This is a genomic window from Candidatus Formimonas warabiya (genome assembly GCF_002777255.1).
GTDB classification, from domain to species: domain Bacteria; phylum Bacillota; class Dehalobacteriia; order Dehalobacteriales; family Dehalobacteriaceae; genus Formimonas; species Formimonas warabiya.
Genome location: NZ_CP017634.1, coordinates 2,137,789 through 2,153,138 on the forward strand (window position 1 = coordinate 2,137,789; position 15,350 = coordinate 2,153,138).

Consider the following 15,350-nt stretch of genomic DNA (forward strand, 5'->3'; position numbering starts at 1 on the left):
TTTCCCCTCCTATTTCATCCCTAGAACCAGCTGTTTGAAGAGATTTCCCCTCTCTTCATAGTCGGTAAACATATCCCAGCTGGCACACGCGGGAGAAAGCAATACCACATCACCGGGCCGGGCAATCCTCTTTGCCGTGGAGACCACCTCTTGATAATCCGCCGCCTGGTAAATAGCATCAAAGCCTTGCTTTTCCACCGCATCCCGAATGGTCGGAGCCGCTTCTCCTACTAAGATAAGGGCATAGACCTTCTTTTTAATCAGTTTGGCCATTTTGCTAAAATCGCTGCCCTTATTTTTTCCCCCGGCAATTAAGATGATCGGCTGATCGTAGGCCTCCAAAGCCTTCATCGTGGAGTCCGGATTCGTGCCCTTGGAATCATTGACATAGGTGACACCGTTCATTTTTCCCACAAATTCCAGCCGGTGCACCACGCCCGGAAAACTTTTCAATGTTTCAGCCAGATCCTGGGGGGAAACCCCCAGACAAAAACCGGCGGCTGTCGCGGCCAAAGAATTTTCCAGATTGTGCCTGCCCTTAATATATATGTCGGCCGTGTTGACAACATTAATACAATCATTCGCGGTCTTGACTGTGATGATGCCGTTTTTCACAAACACGCCTCTGTCCAGTGCCGTTTTTTGGCTGAAGAAGACCACCTGGCCCGGTGACCGGGCCGCCAGTTTTCTCACTCTGGTATCATCATAGTTTAACACCGTATAATCATCGGGATGCTGGTTTTCAAAGATGCGGGCCTTGGCATCCGTATACCCTTTCATCGTTTTATGCCGGTCAAGATGGTCCGGCGTAATATTCAGGATCACGGCGACTTTGGGGCAAAAGGTTTCAATTGTTTCCAACTGGAAGCTGGACACTTCCGCTACCACCACATGGCGGGGCGTCAATCGCTCCATCTCCGTCACCAGGGGTGTACCGATATTTCCCCCCACAAATACGGGAATCCCGGCATCGGAAAAAATTTGTCCCGTCAAAGAGGTGGTCGTGGTCTTGCCATTTGTTCCGGTTATGGCCACAAAGGGAGATTGACTATACCGGAAGGCTACCTCTAATTCTCCGGTCAAGGGAATGCGCGCCCGGCGAATTTTTTTCGCCAAAGGAATATTTAAAGGAATTCCCGGGCTGATCACAGCATAATCGAAACTGCCGGGTTTAATGTCCGGTTCCCGTCCCAGGATGTAATCGATTTTGTATGGCTGAAGGGCTGCTAAGGCATGGCCCAGTTTTTCCGCCGGTTTGGCATCCGTGAGGGTCACCAAAGCCCCTTTTTGGCTCAAAAAGCCTGCTACGGCCAGACCGCTGCGCGCCGCACCAATCACCAGTATTTTCTTGTCTTTCACATTTGCATCCCACATGGGTAAAACCTCCTTCTCCGGGAACCGGATCCCCATCCGGGTTCCCCGGTAAAAGCACGATCAATAAAGACTGGGTGTTTCCAGCAGACAGCGAACAGTCCCCTGGTTTTAACAACTGCAAACCGTATTTCCCCGGATCCCGGTTCCCGTATTTTCTACACTGTCACCAGCACCAGGCCCAAAAAGACAAACAAAGCGGACAGGGTCCAGAAAACATGTACCACTTTTGTCTCCCGCCAGCCTAATAATTCAAAATGATGGTGCAGGGGACTCATGCGGAAAATACGCTTGCCGGTGAGGCGGAAGCTTAACACCTGAAGCATCACGGACAAGGTCTCCAGCACAAATACGCCGGCTAAAACCGGAAGCACCAGTTCCGTTTTGGTCAGCACGGCCAAAACGGCGATCCCTCCCCCTAAAGCCAGGGACCCGGTATCGCCCATAAAAATTTTGGCCGGATACCTGTTAAAAAAGAGAAAGGCCAGACAGCCGCCGCAAAGAGCGGCGGCAAAAATCGTCAATTCCAGGTAATCGACGGTAAGCAGGGGGGAATGGGTAACCGCTAAAAGACAAATGATCACATAGCCTAAATAGACCAGGAAAGAGCTTCCCGCCGCCAATCCGTCCAGACCGTCGGTTAAATTGACCGCATTCACCGTTCCTACCACCAGGATCAGGGAAATTAAATAATATAGGTTTCCTGCCTGCCATTTGATCTCCGTAAGGGGTACAATGAGGTCTGTCCCCCTCTCGAAGCTATGTACGGATAAATAGAGTAATAGCGCCGCCAATAAAAATTGGCCCAGTATCTTTTCTCTCGCCTTCAGGCCCAAAGGTCTCTTGAACACAACTTTAATCACATCGTCCAAAAGGCCTAAGAACCCAAAGCCAAGCACCATTCCTGCGGCAAGCAAGGCCTCATCGCTTAACCTGGTCCAAATCATCAGCGTGCCCACCATGGCAGCAATAAAAATAAGGCCTCCCATGGTGGGAGTTCCGGCCTTTTTAAAATGACCTTTCGGACCGTCGTTTCTGACCCGTTGCCCGAATTTCAGCACGCGCAATAAGGGAATCAGCAACGGTCCGATGATCATGCCGATCACCCATGCCGTTAAAATACTAATCAGAGCTATTTTCATTGTAGAAACCGCCTTGTTGTAAATATTATTAATGAGATATTTCCGCCCGTCATACCATATGCGAAAATATTCAGTCTTGACCCAGCTTGTGCAGTTCCTCCCGGGCCACTTCCCGGTCATCAAAATGATGGGTTTTCCCTTGCACGATTTGATAGGTCTCGTGACCCTTGCCTGCAATCACCACAGTGTCTTCCGGTCCCGCCATTTTTATGGCTTGCCGGATCGCCTTTCTCCGGTCTTCCAGGACTTGATACTGGGCAGTAATTTTCGAAATGCCCCCTTCAATTTCCTCAATGATCCGGTACGGGTCCTCCGTACGCGGATTGTCCGAGGTGACAATGGTAAACCCGCTGTATTTTCCGGCGATGGCGCCCATGAGGGGTCTTTTCCCCCGGTCCCGGTCCCCGCCGCAACCAAAAACTGTGATCAGCCGTCCCCGGGTGATCTCTTTGGCCGTGGCCAAAATATTTTCCAAGCCGTCAGGGGTATGGGCATAATCCACAATCACGGAAAAGGGCTGTCCCTCATCGACCAGTTCAAAGCGTCCGGAAACCTGGGGAGCCCGGGTCAGGTAGGCGGCAATGTCCGGCACCGCCATTCCTTCCAGCAATGCCACGGTGACGGCAGCCAACACATTATAGACGTTAAAAGTTCCCGTTAAAGAAACAGACAGGGGAACCTCTCCCTGGGAGCTTTTGAGCAAAAAGGTGGTGCCCCGGGGAGAAATTTTGATCTCGTGGGCCTGGATATGAGCCTTTTCCCGAATCCCGTATGTCCAAACAGGAACTTGAGCGGCCCGGATAAAGTGGGGTGCCATGGGATCATCCCCATTTACCACCGCATACTTGGCGCCCCCTTTTTCTCCTATATGAAGATAGGAAAACAATTTTAGCTTGCTATTCAAATAATCCTCCCAACTGAGGTGATAGTCTAAATGATCTTGGGTTAAATTGGTGAAAAGGGCCACATCAAATTCGCATCCTGCGACCCGGTTCTGTTTCAGGGCATGGGAGGACACTTCCATCACTGCGGTATGAGCGCCCATATGCACCATCTGGTCCAAAAGGCCGGCCAGTTCCCATGACTCCGGCGTGGTATGGGTCGAGGCAATTTCCTCGTTTCCCACTAAATTATGGATGGTTCCTACCAATCCGACAAGCCCGCCCTTTTGCTCCAAGAGACCCTTGATTAAATGAGTGGTGGTGGTCTTACCATTGGTCCCGGTAACCCCTATCATGCGCAATTTATGGCAGGGGAAATGGTACCAGAAGGAAGAAAGCCGGGCCAGAGCCTCTCTGGTGTCGGCCACAATCACTTGAGGAATACTATTGGGCAGATCCGGAACAGGCTGTTGGGCCAGGATCGCCGCCGCTCCCTTTTCCAAGGCCTGGGGAACGTACGCGTGTCCGTCGCTTTTGGTCCCGACCATACAAACAAATAAATCTCCCGGCGCCACTTTCCTGGAATCATAGTTGACTCCCGTAATCTCCACATGGGGATCTCCCTGAACACCTGCTTTTAAATATTGGACAATCGCTGACAGCTGCAACCAAAACACCTCCCAGGGTGAATTTCCCATAGCACCCATTATCATAACTCAAATCGCCTAAGTTTAAAACCAAATTCCGGCTTTTTCCAGAATTATTTTCCTCCATGAAAAAAAGGAGTTGACAAGGATACCAACTCCTGATCATCCCATTAGGGGCCAATCGTTTCCTCCGTGGCTTCCTCCTCGGAGAAGTATACTTTGACCGCATCTCCCGCTTTGATCTTAGACCCGGGAATGGGCTCCTGGCGCACCACCGCACCCCGGCCCTCAGGATCCAATTTCAAGCCCATGGCACCCAACAAATCTGCGACTTCCCGAATCCGCTTGCCTGTAAGGTCAGGGACCGTCACAGTACCGGGAATCAGGGATTTGTCTGCCGTCCCTAAGCGCAGCAGGACGGTACTGCCTTCCTTCACTTTGGCCAACCCGGCCGGAGTCTGCTCGGTGACCACTTTTCCCGTACCCTTGATCTCCACTTTTAAACCCTCTAGTTTCAAAACCTTCGTTGCTTCTTCGGCAGATAGATTAATCACTTCGGGAACGGTGACCATTTTCACGGTTGCCTCAGGTCCCTGGGCATCTTCCTCCCCAGGAGCATACTGGGCGACTACGCCCAGATAGCGCAGGCTATCTTCCATCACAGCTTTGAAAACCGGAGCCGCGATTTGCCCCCCCTGGTAGGGATACCCCTGGGGTTCATCCAAAATCACTAAAACTACCAGTTGGGGATCATTAACGGGCGCCATGCCGAGAAAGGAGGCCACATATTTCCCCTGCTGGTACCCGCCGGGTCCCGGCTTCTGCGCCGTCCCCGTCTTCCCCCCGACCCGGTATCCGGGTACGTAGCCGTTTCGGCCGGTACCCTGGGAAACCACGCCTTCCAGCAGCTCTCTTTCCACTTGGGCCGTTTGTTCGGAAATCACCCGGCGCACAGGCTTTGGTTGAAAACCCTTGATCACCTTATTATTGGCGTCGACCACTTCCCGGACAATCTGCGGCTCCATCAGCACGCCCCCGTTGGCCACGGCGGACGCGGCGGTAATAATCTGCAAAGGGGTTACCGCAATGGATTGGCCGATGGAAATGGTGGCGATGTTGATGGGCTTTAAGTCCTTTTCCGGAATCATGATGCCGGGGGCTTCTCCGGGAAGGCCCAGGCTGGTAGTCGCTCCAATCCCAAAGGCTTTAATATATTTATAGAAAATGCCTTTTTCCTTATTCTCCAAGCGCAAACCCACTTCCACGAAACCAGGGTTACAGGAATTCTGGATCACTTCCCGGAAAGACTCACTGCCGTGGGGATTGTAATAACGCCAGCACCGGATGCGCCGGTCGCCCACAACGATGTAGCCGGGGTCATAGAACCGGTCGTCCGGCTTAACAACCCCTTCTTCCAGAGCTGCGGCTGTGGTGATAATCTTAAAAGTAGATCCGGGCTCATAAGTATTGGAAACGGCAATGTTTCTCCAGGTTTGGGGATCAAACTTGGCGTAGTTATTGGAATCGTAAGTCGGGCGGTTGGCCAGGGCCAAAATTTCCCCCGTCTTGGGCTGCATCACAATAATGGTGGCACTTTTCGGCTTAGAGGGGCCATTCATCGCCTTATCCAGTTCCCGTTCCGCAAAATATTGGATCGTCTCATCAATGGTGAGGACCAGACTGTTCCCGTCCACGGGCGGGTTGTATTTATGTACGGCCCCGGGCAGTTCCCGGCCCTTGGCATCATATTCGATGACAATATTTCCCGGTACCCCTTTTAATTCCGCATCCCGGGTAATCTCAATTCCTTCCAGTCCCTGGTTATCAACCCCGGCAAAACCTAATACATGGGAAGCCAGCGTATCCTTGGGATAAAAGCGCTGCGATTCCTCCACAACTTTGATTCCGGGCAGATCCAACTGCTTGATCTTTTGGGCCTTGGCAAAATCCACCTTGCGTTGCAGCCACTCAAAGGAACGGGCCGCAGTAATTTTTTTCAAAATCTGATCTTGGGGAATGCCTAAAATGGGAGACAATTGTTTGGCAATGTCTTCCTCCTTCCCGGAATATTTCACCTCGGGGGGAAGGGCATAAACAGAATCGGCACTGACACTCACAGCCAACTTTTTGTGATTGCGGTCATAAATGGTGCCCCGTTTCGCGGCAATGGGAATTTCCCGCATCCGGAGCTGCTCCGCTTTTAGCTGCAGTTCACTGCCCAAGGCAAATTGGAGATACGCTAAACGTAACAATAAAAGAAAGAAGACAGCTATTGCTCCAAAAAAGAGACACGCTATCCTTCGTCTCATCATAATCGTTGTAGTTTGCACAGTGCCCCTCCACTCCTCAGGGGTTAATTTGCTCTGTCCTTGGCTGTTTCCCATTCAGGGCATAATTGGCGATGATTTTATTGACCGCCAACAGAATGGGGTGAATCTGGTCTGCCTTGTTTACTTCAACGACGGCCTTGCTTTCACCCTGCGCCAAGGTCCCGGTATCTGAAGCTTTTGACCCGTTTTTATCATCAAATGCCACGTACTGAATATCCTCTATGCCCGGTTCGACCATGCCCAGTTGGGTCATGGCAATATTCTCGATCCGGTCTAAGGATTTCAAACGCGCTATTTCTAATTTTAGTCTTTCATTGGCATTTTGCAAGTCTGATATTTCTTGTTTTACCTGGATAATGTTGGCATTCCGATCTGTAATTTGGGCATGGGTGGCGGCAAGCATCAAACCGGTGATGACGGCTAAAAAAATGCATCCCACCAGTATTAATTTTTCCTGAACCGGACCGGCCTTTCTTCCCCTTCTTTTCCGGGACACCACCGGTTCTTCATGGTAACTGTAATCATGGGAGATTTGTTTTGCCACTAACAAACTTATTCCACCTCCTGAGAATTTAGAACCCTTTCCGCTACCCTTAATTTTGCGCTGCGGGCTCTGGGGTTTCTCGTCACTTCTGCCTCTGAAGGTATGATCGGTTTCCTGGTTACAACTTTTAAGATCTGTTTCTTCCCGCAGGTACAAACCGGAAAGCCGGGCGGGCAGGAACATAACCCGGATAGATTCTGAAACTGCTGTTTGATGATTCTATCCTCCAGGGAATGAAAGGATATGATACAAATCCTTCCCCCGGGTTTTAAAAAGGAGGCAGCATCGGCTACTACCGACTCTAGTAATTCCAATTCGTTATTTATGGCAATCCGGAGAGCCTGAAAGGTCCTTTTGGCGGGGTGGGGACCGTCTTTTCGGGCTCCGGCCGGAATCGCTGCTTTGATGATTTGAACCAATTCCCCTGTGGTCTCGATGGGTTTTTGGGTGCGGTATTCTGTCACAAACTGGGCAATCCGCTTCGCCCATCGTTCCTCTCCATATTTAAAAATAATCTCGGCCAGTTTTTCCCCACTGGCTGAATTCACCAGATCGGCGGCTGTAAAGGTGAGGCGGTTCACATCCATCCTCATGTCCAAAGGGGCATCCTCCATGTAGGAAAACCCCCGTTCCGCATGGTCCAGCTGGTAAGAAGAAACGCCGATATCGAAGAGGAAGCCGTCAACGCCTGTAATATGTAAGCGGTTTAAGATTTCTTTGATATTGCCGAAGTTATCATGAACAATGGTCACCCGGTTTCCATATTCTTTCAGCCTTTCCCGGCCGGTTTCCACCGCTTTTTCATCCTGATCCAGCCCAATCAATGTTCCGTGGGGAGATGTGCGCTCCAGAATTGCTTTGGCGTGGCCCGCCCCTCCCATGGTACAGTCCACGTATAGACCCGTATTCTTTAGTTTTAACATTTCCATACATTCTTCAAGCAGAACAGGAACATGACCAAAGTCCACTTTCAGCCCACCTGTCATATTTTTTCCCGCTACAGCTCCAAGTCAAAATCCACCAGCTTTTCCGCCAGATTTTCGTATTCTTTTCCGGCTTGCTCATTGTAAGCGGTCCAGCGTTCTTTACTCCATATTTCCACCCGGGAGGAGACGCCAATGACGACGACCTCTTTGTCTAACAGGGCATATTCCCGGTGATTAGCGGGGAGTAATATTCTGCCCTGTTTGTCCAGCTCACATTCGGTGGCGCCGGAAAAGAAAAGCCGCATAAAGGCCCGGGCATCTGCCTTGGTAAAGGGCAAAGCTTTTAATTTCGTCTCCAGGGTCTTCCATTCATTCATGGAATAAGCAAACAGACAGTTATCCAGCCCTTTAGTAACTACGAAGGTCTCGCCGAGACCTTCTCTAAATTTGACCGGTATAAATAGCCTGCCTTTGGGATCAATCGTATGTTGAAACTCACCCATGAACATGGCATTTGCCCCACTTTAGCTTAATCTCGCACCACTTTAACCCACTTTACACCACTATATTCGCGATAAATCCTCTTTTCCCTGCTATCCTCCGAGAAAAAATTAAAAATTTTTTTTAAAATTTTTTAAAAAAAGGATAAAAATGAGAAAAAGCCCCTCAAGGGAGCTTTTTCCGGATCCGCTTTTACGGTTTTATTTTATTTTTGAAGAATTTTTCGTACCGCTGCCGTCATCAGCATCGTTCCCAGGGGCAAACAATCTTCTTCGATATCAAAGCGATTGTGATGCAAGGAAAAATGTTTTTCTTCACTTCCACAGCCCAAAAAGAAATAGGCCGCGGGGACAGCCATGCCATAATAGGAGAAATCTTCCCCAATCATCAAGGGTTTGTCCATGGGAACCAGTTCCAACCCAGGCATGCCGGCCACCACATCCCGAATCACCTGGGCCGCCTGGGGGCTGTTCACAACCGGGGGATAGCCGTGTACATAATCCAGCACATAGTCGGCTCCCCATGCCGAAGTGATACCGGTTAAAGTTCTCTTTAAGGAGACGATAATTTGTTCACGCACCGATTGATGAATGCTGCGGATGGTCCCGGTAAGCACAACTTCCTCGGGAATGATATTTTGCGTCGTTCCTCCATGGATGGTCCCTAAGGAGAGAAGGGCCGGTTCTGTAGGATCCACCTGGCGGCTGATAATATGCTGGAGGCCCTGAATCACCTGGGCTGCGACCATAATGGGATCCGCGGCCAAATGAGGGACCGCTCCGTGCCCCCCTTTCCCCTTAATGGTTAAGGTAAAATCATCGGCAATCGCCATGATCACGCCATCCTTAATCGCCACTGTGCCCACAGGATAGGAAGGAGAAACATGAAAGCCCAACACGGCATCTACCTGCGGATTCTTTAAAACACCGGCCGCGATTAAAAACTGAGCTCCCCCCGGAGGCTTTTCCTCACTGGGTTGAAAAATAAATTTCACGGTACCCGCAGGGGGTTCTTGCACCAGCAGGGAAGCTACCCCCAGCAATACCGCCATATGGGCATCATGACCGCAAGCATGCATCGCCCCGGGATTCATAGACAAATAGTCATGACGATTCTGTTCTTCGATGGGCAAAGCATCCATATCGGCTCGTAATGCCACACATTTTTCTCCCCCGGTCCCGTTCAGCTCTGCCATCAACCCATATCCCGCTATATTTTCATGAACGGTAAAACCCATTTCCGATAACTCCCGGGCAATGAAAGCGGCTGTATTTTTTTCCTGGCCCGCTGTTTCCGGGTGCATATGGAACCAGCGCCGCCAAAAAACCAGTTTTTCCCGATCTATGTTCATGGAAAACAACCCTCTCTCTTTCTCAAAAATAGAAGCCTTGACCCCATAGGTCAAGGCTTGAAATAAGCTATTCTTTTTTGTCTTGCGCCTGGTTTTTATTATCGGTGTTTTGGGTCTTATCTCCGTCTTTTGGGGCCTTGGCTGCTTCTTCCAGCTGGTCGATCACTTTGATGAGCTGATCCGCTTGGGCAATGCGCTCATCCCCGGTTTTTAAAAGGGCCTTGTACTTGTTTATTTCTTCTTTCGCCCCTTTGATATCCTGGACATAAAAGGCCAGGAAGAGGACGTAGTTATACCGGGTCTCAAAATCCTCCGGAACCAATTGAATGGCCTGTTGATATAAAGACCTGGCTAGGTTCTGCTCATCGCCGCTGGAGGCACAAGTGGCGGCTTTCACCATCAGATCCGCTTGTCCCTTCGCATTAAGCTCTGGCGGCATATTATCCAAAGCGACTAAATAATTTTGCATGCTTTTGTCATAAAGTGCTTTGCTTTTCTCTTTATCCCCGGTTTGCGTATACAATCCGGCTTGTTGGGATTGTACTGACGCCAGGCTTGTTAAAGTGCTGAAATCCTTGGGCTTTGCCTTCAAATCTCCTTCCAGGGTATCGATGCTGACTTGAAGATTCTTAATCTGATCCTCCGGTTTGACCTGATTCTGGCCGGGAGCATTGTTGCTCATATTCGGCGAACTCCAAATTGCAAAAGACCCCACCAAACCTATGGCTAAAACCACCATCATAATGATCAATGGTATACGCATCGTTTTTTTGCTGCGTCGAATTTTTTGCATCACCATCGTGCATTCCCCCTTAAATAAATATATTCGCACACTAGACTCATGATATAGAATCCGTCAGAGCCTGTCAATAAATAAATTTTAGCATCTAAGCCAATCGGGTTGGAGAGACCTCCGTGTCACCTTTTCATCCCGCACGGAGCGCCCGTGGAAGGGCAAATGCCGCCGGTATTTCTCACATCACACCCGGAGCCGGTAATCACGCCCACCGAACGGTAATCCTGTCTTTTATCCCCGCTGCCGCACTGGGGGCAGACCACCTTTTCTTTCTCCTCCCAGGGCACATTTACCGTAAACTCCGTACCGCATGTGTTACATTGAAAACTATATTTCGGCACAACGATTCCTCCTGTTTTCTAAATAATCATGATCTGGGCAGATCACAGATGATCAATTAGCCAACTGTTTGCGCAAAGCATTGGATAAATGGGCCAAGGAACTGCACTCCCACATGGTGGCATGTTTTTTGAACAGTTCTACGGTAGGATACTTGGACCACTGCCCTCCCGGCAAAGGATTTAACCAAATGATTTCTTTAATCATCTGCTTTATTTTTTTCAGCTTTTCCGCGGCCAGCTCCGCCTGTAAAGATTTGGTATCGCTCAAGATGATTAAAACCGTGGACGGCCGCAGCAGCCCTTGATAGGTGGTCAACAGCTTGTTTAAGGAGACATTCAGATTGGTGCCCTCGCCCCATCCCGTACTTTGGGCCAAACGCGCCAAAGAAAAGCCGGTTAAATCAATTTTCTCCAAGGCATCGGCAAAGACAAAAGCCTGCATCCGGGGCAAGACCTCCGCCAAACCGCTCATAAACTGGAGGGTAAACTGGGAGTACTTGAGCATGGAACCGGACACATCGCACAACAAAACAATCTCCGGCTTCTGGACCTTTTTCTGCCGGTATTTCAGGTCCAGCAAGGTGCCGCCGTATGGGATACCCGCCCGGATGGACCGCCGCACATCGATCCTTTTAATTTTGGAACTGCGTTTATACCTGCGGCTGATCCTGGTCGCCAGCCGGCGCGCCAGCTTACGGATTAAAACCGTCGCTTCCGTATAGTCATTTTCCCCGATGGAGGCCATGTTCTGAAAAAATAGGTCAATCACCTCTTTGTGATGGGCGACCTGGTGCAGCACCGCATCCAGCTCTTCCACCCCGGTTAATTCCACGGGAAGCATGTGAGGCAGGCTGCTGTGGGTCCGGTGATACTCCAAAGCCCCTTTAATCACATTTTCCACAATGGGCTGAAACTTCCGGGAAACATTTTTCCCTTCCGAAGTCTTTTTTAAGAACTCTTTCATCTGCTCCCGGGCCTCAGCCGGCAACTGGGCATACATATCTCGATACTGTTCGTCCAAGTCTAAGGGCTGATCCTGGAAGGCCAAATCTTTTTTTGCCTCTTCCACCTCGTGCACATATTCTTTTTTCTCCTCCACCTGCTGTGCTCTGGACGGAGACTCCACAAAAAATTTCTCAAAGGCACTGTGAAACAGGGGGTAATGGACCGCGTCCTTCACCAATGTGGCCTGAAGGGCAGATTGAAACTGTTTTTTATCGGTCAAATCAATGCTGCGCACCGCCATCAGTGCATCATAAGTCTCTGAGGTGCCGATCTGCAGTCCGAGGCTTCTGAGAATTTGCACAAAACGAATGATATTGTTTTCCAAAAAATTATCCACACTACACCGTCCTATGGCATTCGCATGTCAAAGAGGTCTGAAGCATTTCCTTGGCACCGCCTTTTTCCCGGAACAAGTCGATATCTTCCTTGTCCTTAAGGAGCAGGTTCAGCGTTTGGTCCACCAAATGCTCCGTCATCCTTTGGGCATTGAGGGTCAATAAAGCCTGGGCCCAATCCAGGGTTTCGGAAATGGACGGCTTTTTCTTCAAGGCCAGATGATTTCTCAAATAGGCTACGCTTTTTGCCAGCTGCCAGGTAAGCTCCGTGCCCAGAGCAGGAACCTTGGCCTTGATGATCTCTACTTCTTTTTCCGGAGCAGGAAAATCAATGTGCAGAAAAATGCATCTCCGCTTTAAGCCGTCGGACAGGTCCCGTTCGCCGTTGCTCGTCAAAATCACCACCGGGATCTCCCGGGCTTTGATCGTTCCTAATTCAGGGACAGAAACCTGGAAATCGGATAAGACCTCAAACAAAAAAGCTTCAAATTCCGCATCGGTTTTGTCTATTTCATCGATCAGCAATACCACCTTTTTAGGGGCCAGGATCGCTTTCAGCAAAGGCCGCTCCAGAAGAAACTCCTGAGAAAAAATGTCCTCAGTGACTCCTTGATCGTTTTTATGGGCCTGAATCAGCAGCAGCTGCTTTTGATAATTCCATTCATATAGGGCCTTATTTTCATCCAGTCCTTCATAACATTGCAGGCGAATCAGCTCTGTATCCAAAACTTTGCTCAGGACTTTGGCAATCTCGGTCTTCCCTACGCCCGGTGCCCCCGTAATCAAAAGGGGTTTTTGCAGCTTCAAAGCCAAATACACGGGAACAAGGATGTCCTCGTCACAAATATAATTTTGTTGTTTGAATTTCTCTCCGATCTCTTTTACCGTATACTCCATTTCAACACCCTTTCTGAAATTGGTCCTAAAGGAAACGCCGAGTAATCTCGGCGCTAATTGGCTTCTTTTTCACATTCCTGGCATCTTCCATAGAACTCCAGCCTGTGATACTCTACAATTCCGTCTACCGCATGCGCCGCAACATCATTTAGGTTCGCTACCACATCCATATTCACGTCCATCACCTTTCCACAGGTCCGGCACACGAAATGATAATGGGGGGAAATATTGCCGTCAAACCTGCTGAAGGTACTGCCATATTTCAGTTCCTGAATTTCATGTTCTTGAACAAGCAGTTGCAGATTCCGATAAATCGTGCCCAAGCTGATTTCCGGAAGCGTTTCCCGGGCTTGCTCATAAATCCAATCAGCCGTAGGATGACAGGTGGTATTACGCAGGATTTCCAGGATCGTTTTTCTTTGCTTTGTCATCCGTTTTGCCATCTTCACTCAACCACCTTTAAAACTGATCTTACTGAAAACATCTCCATCATGGGGCCAGTTTATCGTACCGCCTGCTTAATTCACATATTTTTTCATATGGTCCAAGTCAATCCAAAGATCCAGTGCTTCTCCGATAATGCGCTGAATATCCGTCATCACACGGGCTAAACGGTATTCTGCCGTGAGAAACTCATTAATCGTAGGATTTAAACTTAAAATTTCGTAAATCCGTTCCAGTTGTTCCGCATTTTTTTCGATGTCTTCTCCCGACATTTCCGCGATTTGAAGTTCCAATTGCTTTCTGCGGAACTCCTGCAGCATATTGGCATTCTCTTCGTCCCGCTGCAGCTTTTCTTTGGCCTCGGAATATTTTCGGTACTCTTCACTTTCTTGAAGTGTCCTGGCTAACTCATGAGCTCGATCGTAAACACTCACACAGCCACCCCCAAGTCAATTCTCCATTTTATCTTGATCTTTTCTGCACATTTTTAAAAATCCCTGCTTAATCAGTGACCAATATTGTATTATCTCCTGTCAAGGTTCTTCGCTAAATCTTTTTCAGAATCATTTTTCCCTGCTCAAAGGTAGCGATTTGACGAAATCCGACCTTTTTGGCCAGACTACGGGCCGCCTCCAACTCCCGCCCCACATCTTCCCAGCGATGGGCATCGGAACTGAGCGTGACAGGAATCTCCAGCTCAAAACATCTTTTCAGAATGTCCAAGGCAGGATAAATCTCTCCTACCGGCTTAAATAATCCGTTGGTGTTTATTTCCACCACCAACGACCTTTCTTTTATGATTTCCAAAAGATCGCCCATTAATGAGAGCACCCGTTTTTTGGGCCGAAAGCCAAAAACCTTCATTAAGTCCAGGTGGGCCATAATTTGATACAAACCTGATGAAGCGGCATGTTTGACCGTTTCAAAATACTCCCGGTACACGTCGTCAATATTTTTGCCATTGTACCGTTCCACGTGCTCGGGAAGGTCAAACATCCATCTGCTTTCTCCCAAATGGTGCACGCCGCCGACCACATAATCAAAAGGCTGATTTCTTAAAAATGAGGCAATCTCCTTTTCCCGGCCGATAATATGGTCTACTTCCAAACCGACCCGGATCGTCACCTTGGGGTATTTTTTTTGGAGCTTCTTAAATAGTTTAAAATCCGGGTCTTTGCACACCCAGTCGTGGTCGGTAAAACCGATCTCCCTAACCCCTTTTTTTATGGCCTGAATCACAAAAGGCTCCAAGTCAGCCATGGTATGTTCCCTTTCCCCGTGCCCCATGGCATGAACATGGTAATCCACTAACAACACTACCACTCTCCCGCTTATCCGTAGTCTCTCTGATGCCAGTACCATTATAGCATATTATGTCGATATTGAAGATATTTTAGGTCAGATATTCCGGTCAAATTCACATTCCGGTTAAATTCATCTTGCGCCTAGTGGGAAAACGAGGTATAATTTTCCCATACCCCCGCAGGGTATATTTTGAGCATAGGAGGCACCTCTGATGAATGTTTGTATCCATTCCGGCGTATGCGGTTTTATAACCACGGTACAGGCGGAAACCGACAGCGATTACCAAACGAAACTGCAGGTGGAAAGTCAGTGCCCCAATGTTAAGAAAATCATCGAAGCACTGGGCACCTTAAACGTGATGAACGAGTTGTTTAGAAAGGGTCAATCGGAGATTCTTTCCCTAAGCGCCCAGCATCTCCCTCACGTCACCTGTCCCGTGCCCATTGGCATGTTGAAGGCACTGGAAGCCAGTGCCGGGATGGCTTTGCCGAAAGATGTTTCCATCAGTTTCACCAAGTAAATTTTCTTGGCCAA

Annotated in this window: 16 protein-coding genes; 1 reads left to right on the top strand and 15 read right to left on the bottom strand. The window is 49.1% G+C overall.

Annotated features, from left to right (window positions below; translation table 11 throughout):
- Window positions 1–9 precede the first annotated feature (9 nt).
- The 15 genes from murD to DCMF_RS10040 all read right to left on the bottom strand — a co-directional run bounded on the left by murD (window position 10) and on the right by DCMF_RS10040 (window position 14,828).
- Entirely contained in the window at window positions 10–1,374 is a 1,365-nt protein-coding gene (murD, locus tag DCMF_RS09970; RefSeq protein WP_148134300.1) for a UDP-N-acetylmuramoyl-L-alanine--D-glutamate ligase, read from the bottom strand.
- Between the two features lie 155 nt (window positions 1,375–1,529).
- Window positions 1,530–2,513: a phospho-N-acetylmuramoyl-pentapeptide-transferase gene (gene mraY / locus DCMF_RS09975; protein ID WP_148134301.1), complete on the bottom strand. Its 984-nt coding sequence runs from the start codon at window positions 2,511–2,513 to the stop codon at window positions 1,530–1,532.
- Between the two features lie 70 nt (window positions 2,514–2,583).
- Window positions 2,584–4,071, bottom strand: a complete 1,488-nt coding sequence (locus DCMF_RS09980) for a UDP-N-acetylmuramoyl-L-alanyl-D-glutamate--2,6-diaminopimelate ligase (protein ID WP_418219644.1) — start codon at window positions 4,069–4,071, stop codon at window positions 2,584–2,586.
- Window positions 4,072–4,211: 140 nt separating this feature from the next.
- The gene (locus tag DCMF_RS09985; RefSeq protein ID WP_148134302.1) at window positions 4,212–6,371 is read right to left on the bottom strand and encodes a stage V sporulation protein D; all 2,160 of its coding nucleotides are present in this window, start codon (window positions 6,369–6,371) and stop codon (window positions 4,212–4,214) included.
- A 16-nt stretch (window positions 6,372–6,387) separates the two neighbouring features.
- Window positions 6,388–6,915, bottom strand: a complete 528-nt coding sequence (gene ftsL / locus DCMF_RS09990; RefSeq protein WP_236860322.1) for a cell division protein FtsL — start codon at window positions 6,913–6,915, stop codon at window positions 6,388–6,390.
- An 8-nt stretch (window positions 6,916–6,923) separates the two neighbouring features.
- Window positions 6,924–7,883: a 16S rRNA (cytosine(1402)-N(4))-methyltransferase RsmH gene (rsmH, locus tag DCMF_RS09995; protein WP_148134304.1), complete on the bottom strand. Its 960-nt coding sequence runs from the start codon at window positions 7,881–7,883 to the stop codon at window positions 6,924–6,926.
- Between the two features lie 29 nt (window positions 7,884–7,912).
- Window positions 7,913–8,350, bottom strand: a complete 438-nt coding sequence (mraZ, locus tag DCMF_RS10000) for a division/cell wall cluster transcriptional repressor MraZ (protein WP_148134305.1) — start codon at window positions 8,348–8,350, stop codon at window positions 7,913–7,915.
- 197 nt (window positions 8,351–8,547) lie between these two features.
- Entirely contained in the window at window positions 8,548–9,693 is a 1,146-nt protein-coding gene (locus DCMF_RS10005; RefSeq protein WP_148134306.1) for a M20 metallopeptidase family protein, read from the bottom strand.
- Window positions 9,694–9,760: 67 nt separating this feature from the next.
- Window positions 9,761–10,492: a tetratricopeptide repeat protein gene (locus DCMF_RS10010; protein ID WP_148134307.1), complete on the bottom strand. Its 732-nt coding sequence runs from the start codon at window positions 10,490–10,492 to the stop codon at window positions 9,761–9,763.
- 119 nt (window positions 10,493–10,611) lie between these two features.
- The gene (locus tag DCMF_RS10015) at window positions 10,612–10,830 is read right to left on the bottom strand and encodes an FmdB family zinc ribbon protein (protein WP_148134308.1); all 219 of its coding nucleotides are present in this window, start codon (window positions 10,828–10,830) and stop codon (window positions 10,612–10,614) included.
- Window positions 10,831–10,882: 52 nt separating this feature from the next.
- Entirely contained in the window at window positions 10,883–12,172 is a 1,290-nt protein-coding gene (locus DCMF_RS10020) for a vWA domain-containing protein (RefSeq protein WP_148134309.1), read from the bottom strand.
- Window position 12,173: 1 nt separating this feature from the next.
- Window positions 12,174–13,067 carry an AAA family ATPase gene (locus tag DCMF_RS10025; protein ID WP_148134310.1) on the bottom strand — a complete coding sequence of 298 codons (894 nt, stop codon included), beginning with the start codon at window positions 13,065–13,067 and terminating at the stop codon, window positions 12,174–12,176.
- 53 nt (window positions 13,068–13,120) lie between these two features.
- Window positions 13,121–13,510: a Fur family transcriptional regulator gene (locus DCMF_RS10030; protein ID WP_214659238.1), complete on the bottom strand. Its 390-nt coding sequence runs from the start codon at window positions 13,508–13,510 to the stop codon at window positions 13,121–13,123.
- A 75-nt stretch (window positions 13,511–13,585) separates the two neighbouring features.
- A complete protein-coding gene (locus DCMF_RS10035) occupies window positions 13,586–13,945 on the bottom strand; it encodes a YlbF/YmcA family competence regulator (protein WP_148134311.1) in 360 nt (119 codons plus the stop codon).
- Window positions 13,946–14,057: 112 nt separating this feature from the next.
- Entirely contained in the window at window positions 14,058–14,828 is a 771-nt protein-coding gene (locus DCMF_RS10040) for a histidinol-phosphatase HisJ family protein (protein WP_214659239.1), read from the bottom strand.
- A 199-nt stretch (window positions 14,829–15,027) separates the two neighbouring features.
- On the opposite strand from DCMF_RS10040, the gene DCMF_RS10045 reads away from it, so the two are divergent.
- Window positions 15,028–15,336, top strand: a complete 309-nt coding sequence (locus tag DCMF_RS10045) for a DUF6951 family protein (protein ID WP_236860235.1) — start codon at window positions 15,028–15,030, stop codon at window positions 15,334–15,336.
- Window positions 15,337–15,350: the final 14 nt, after the last annotated feature.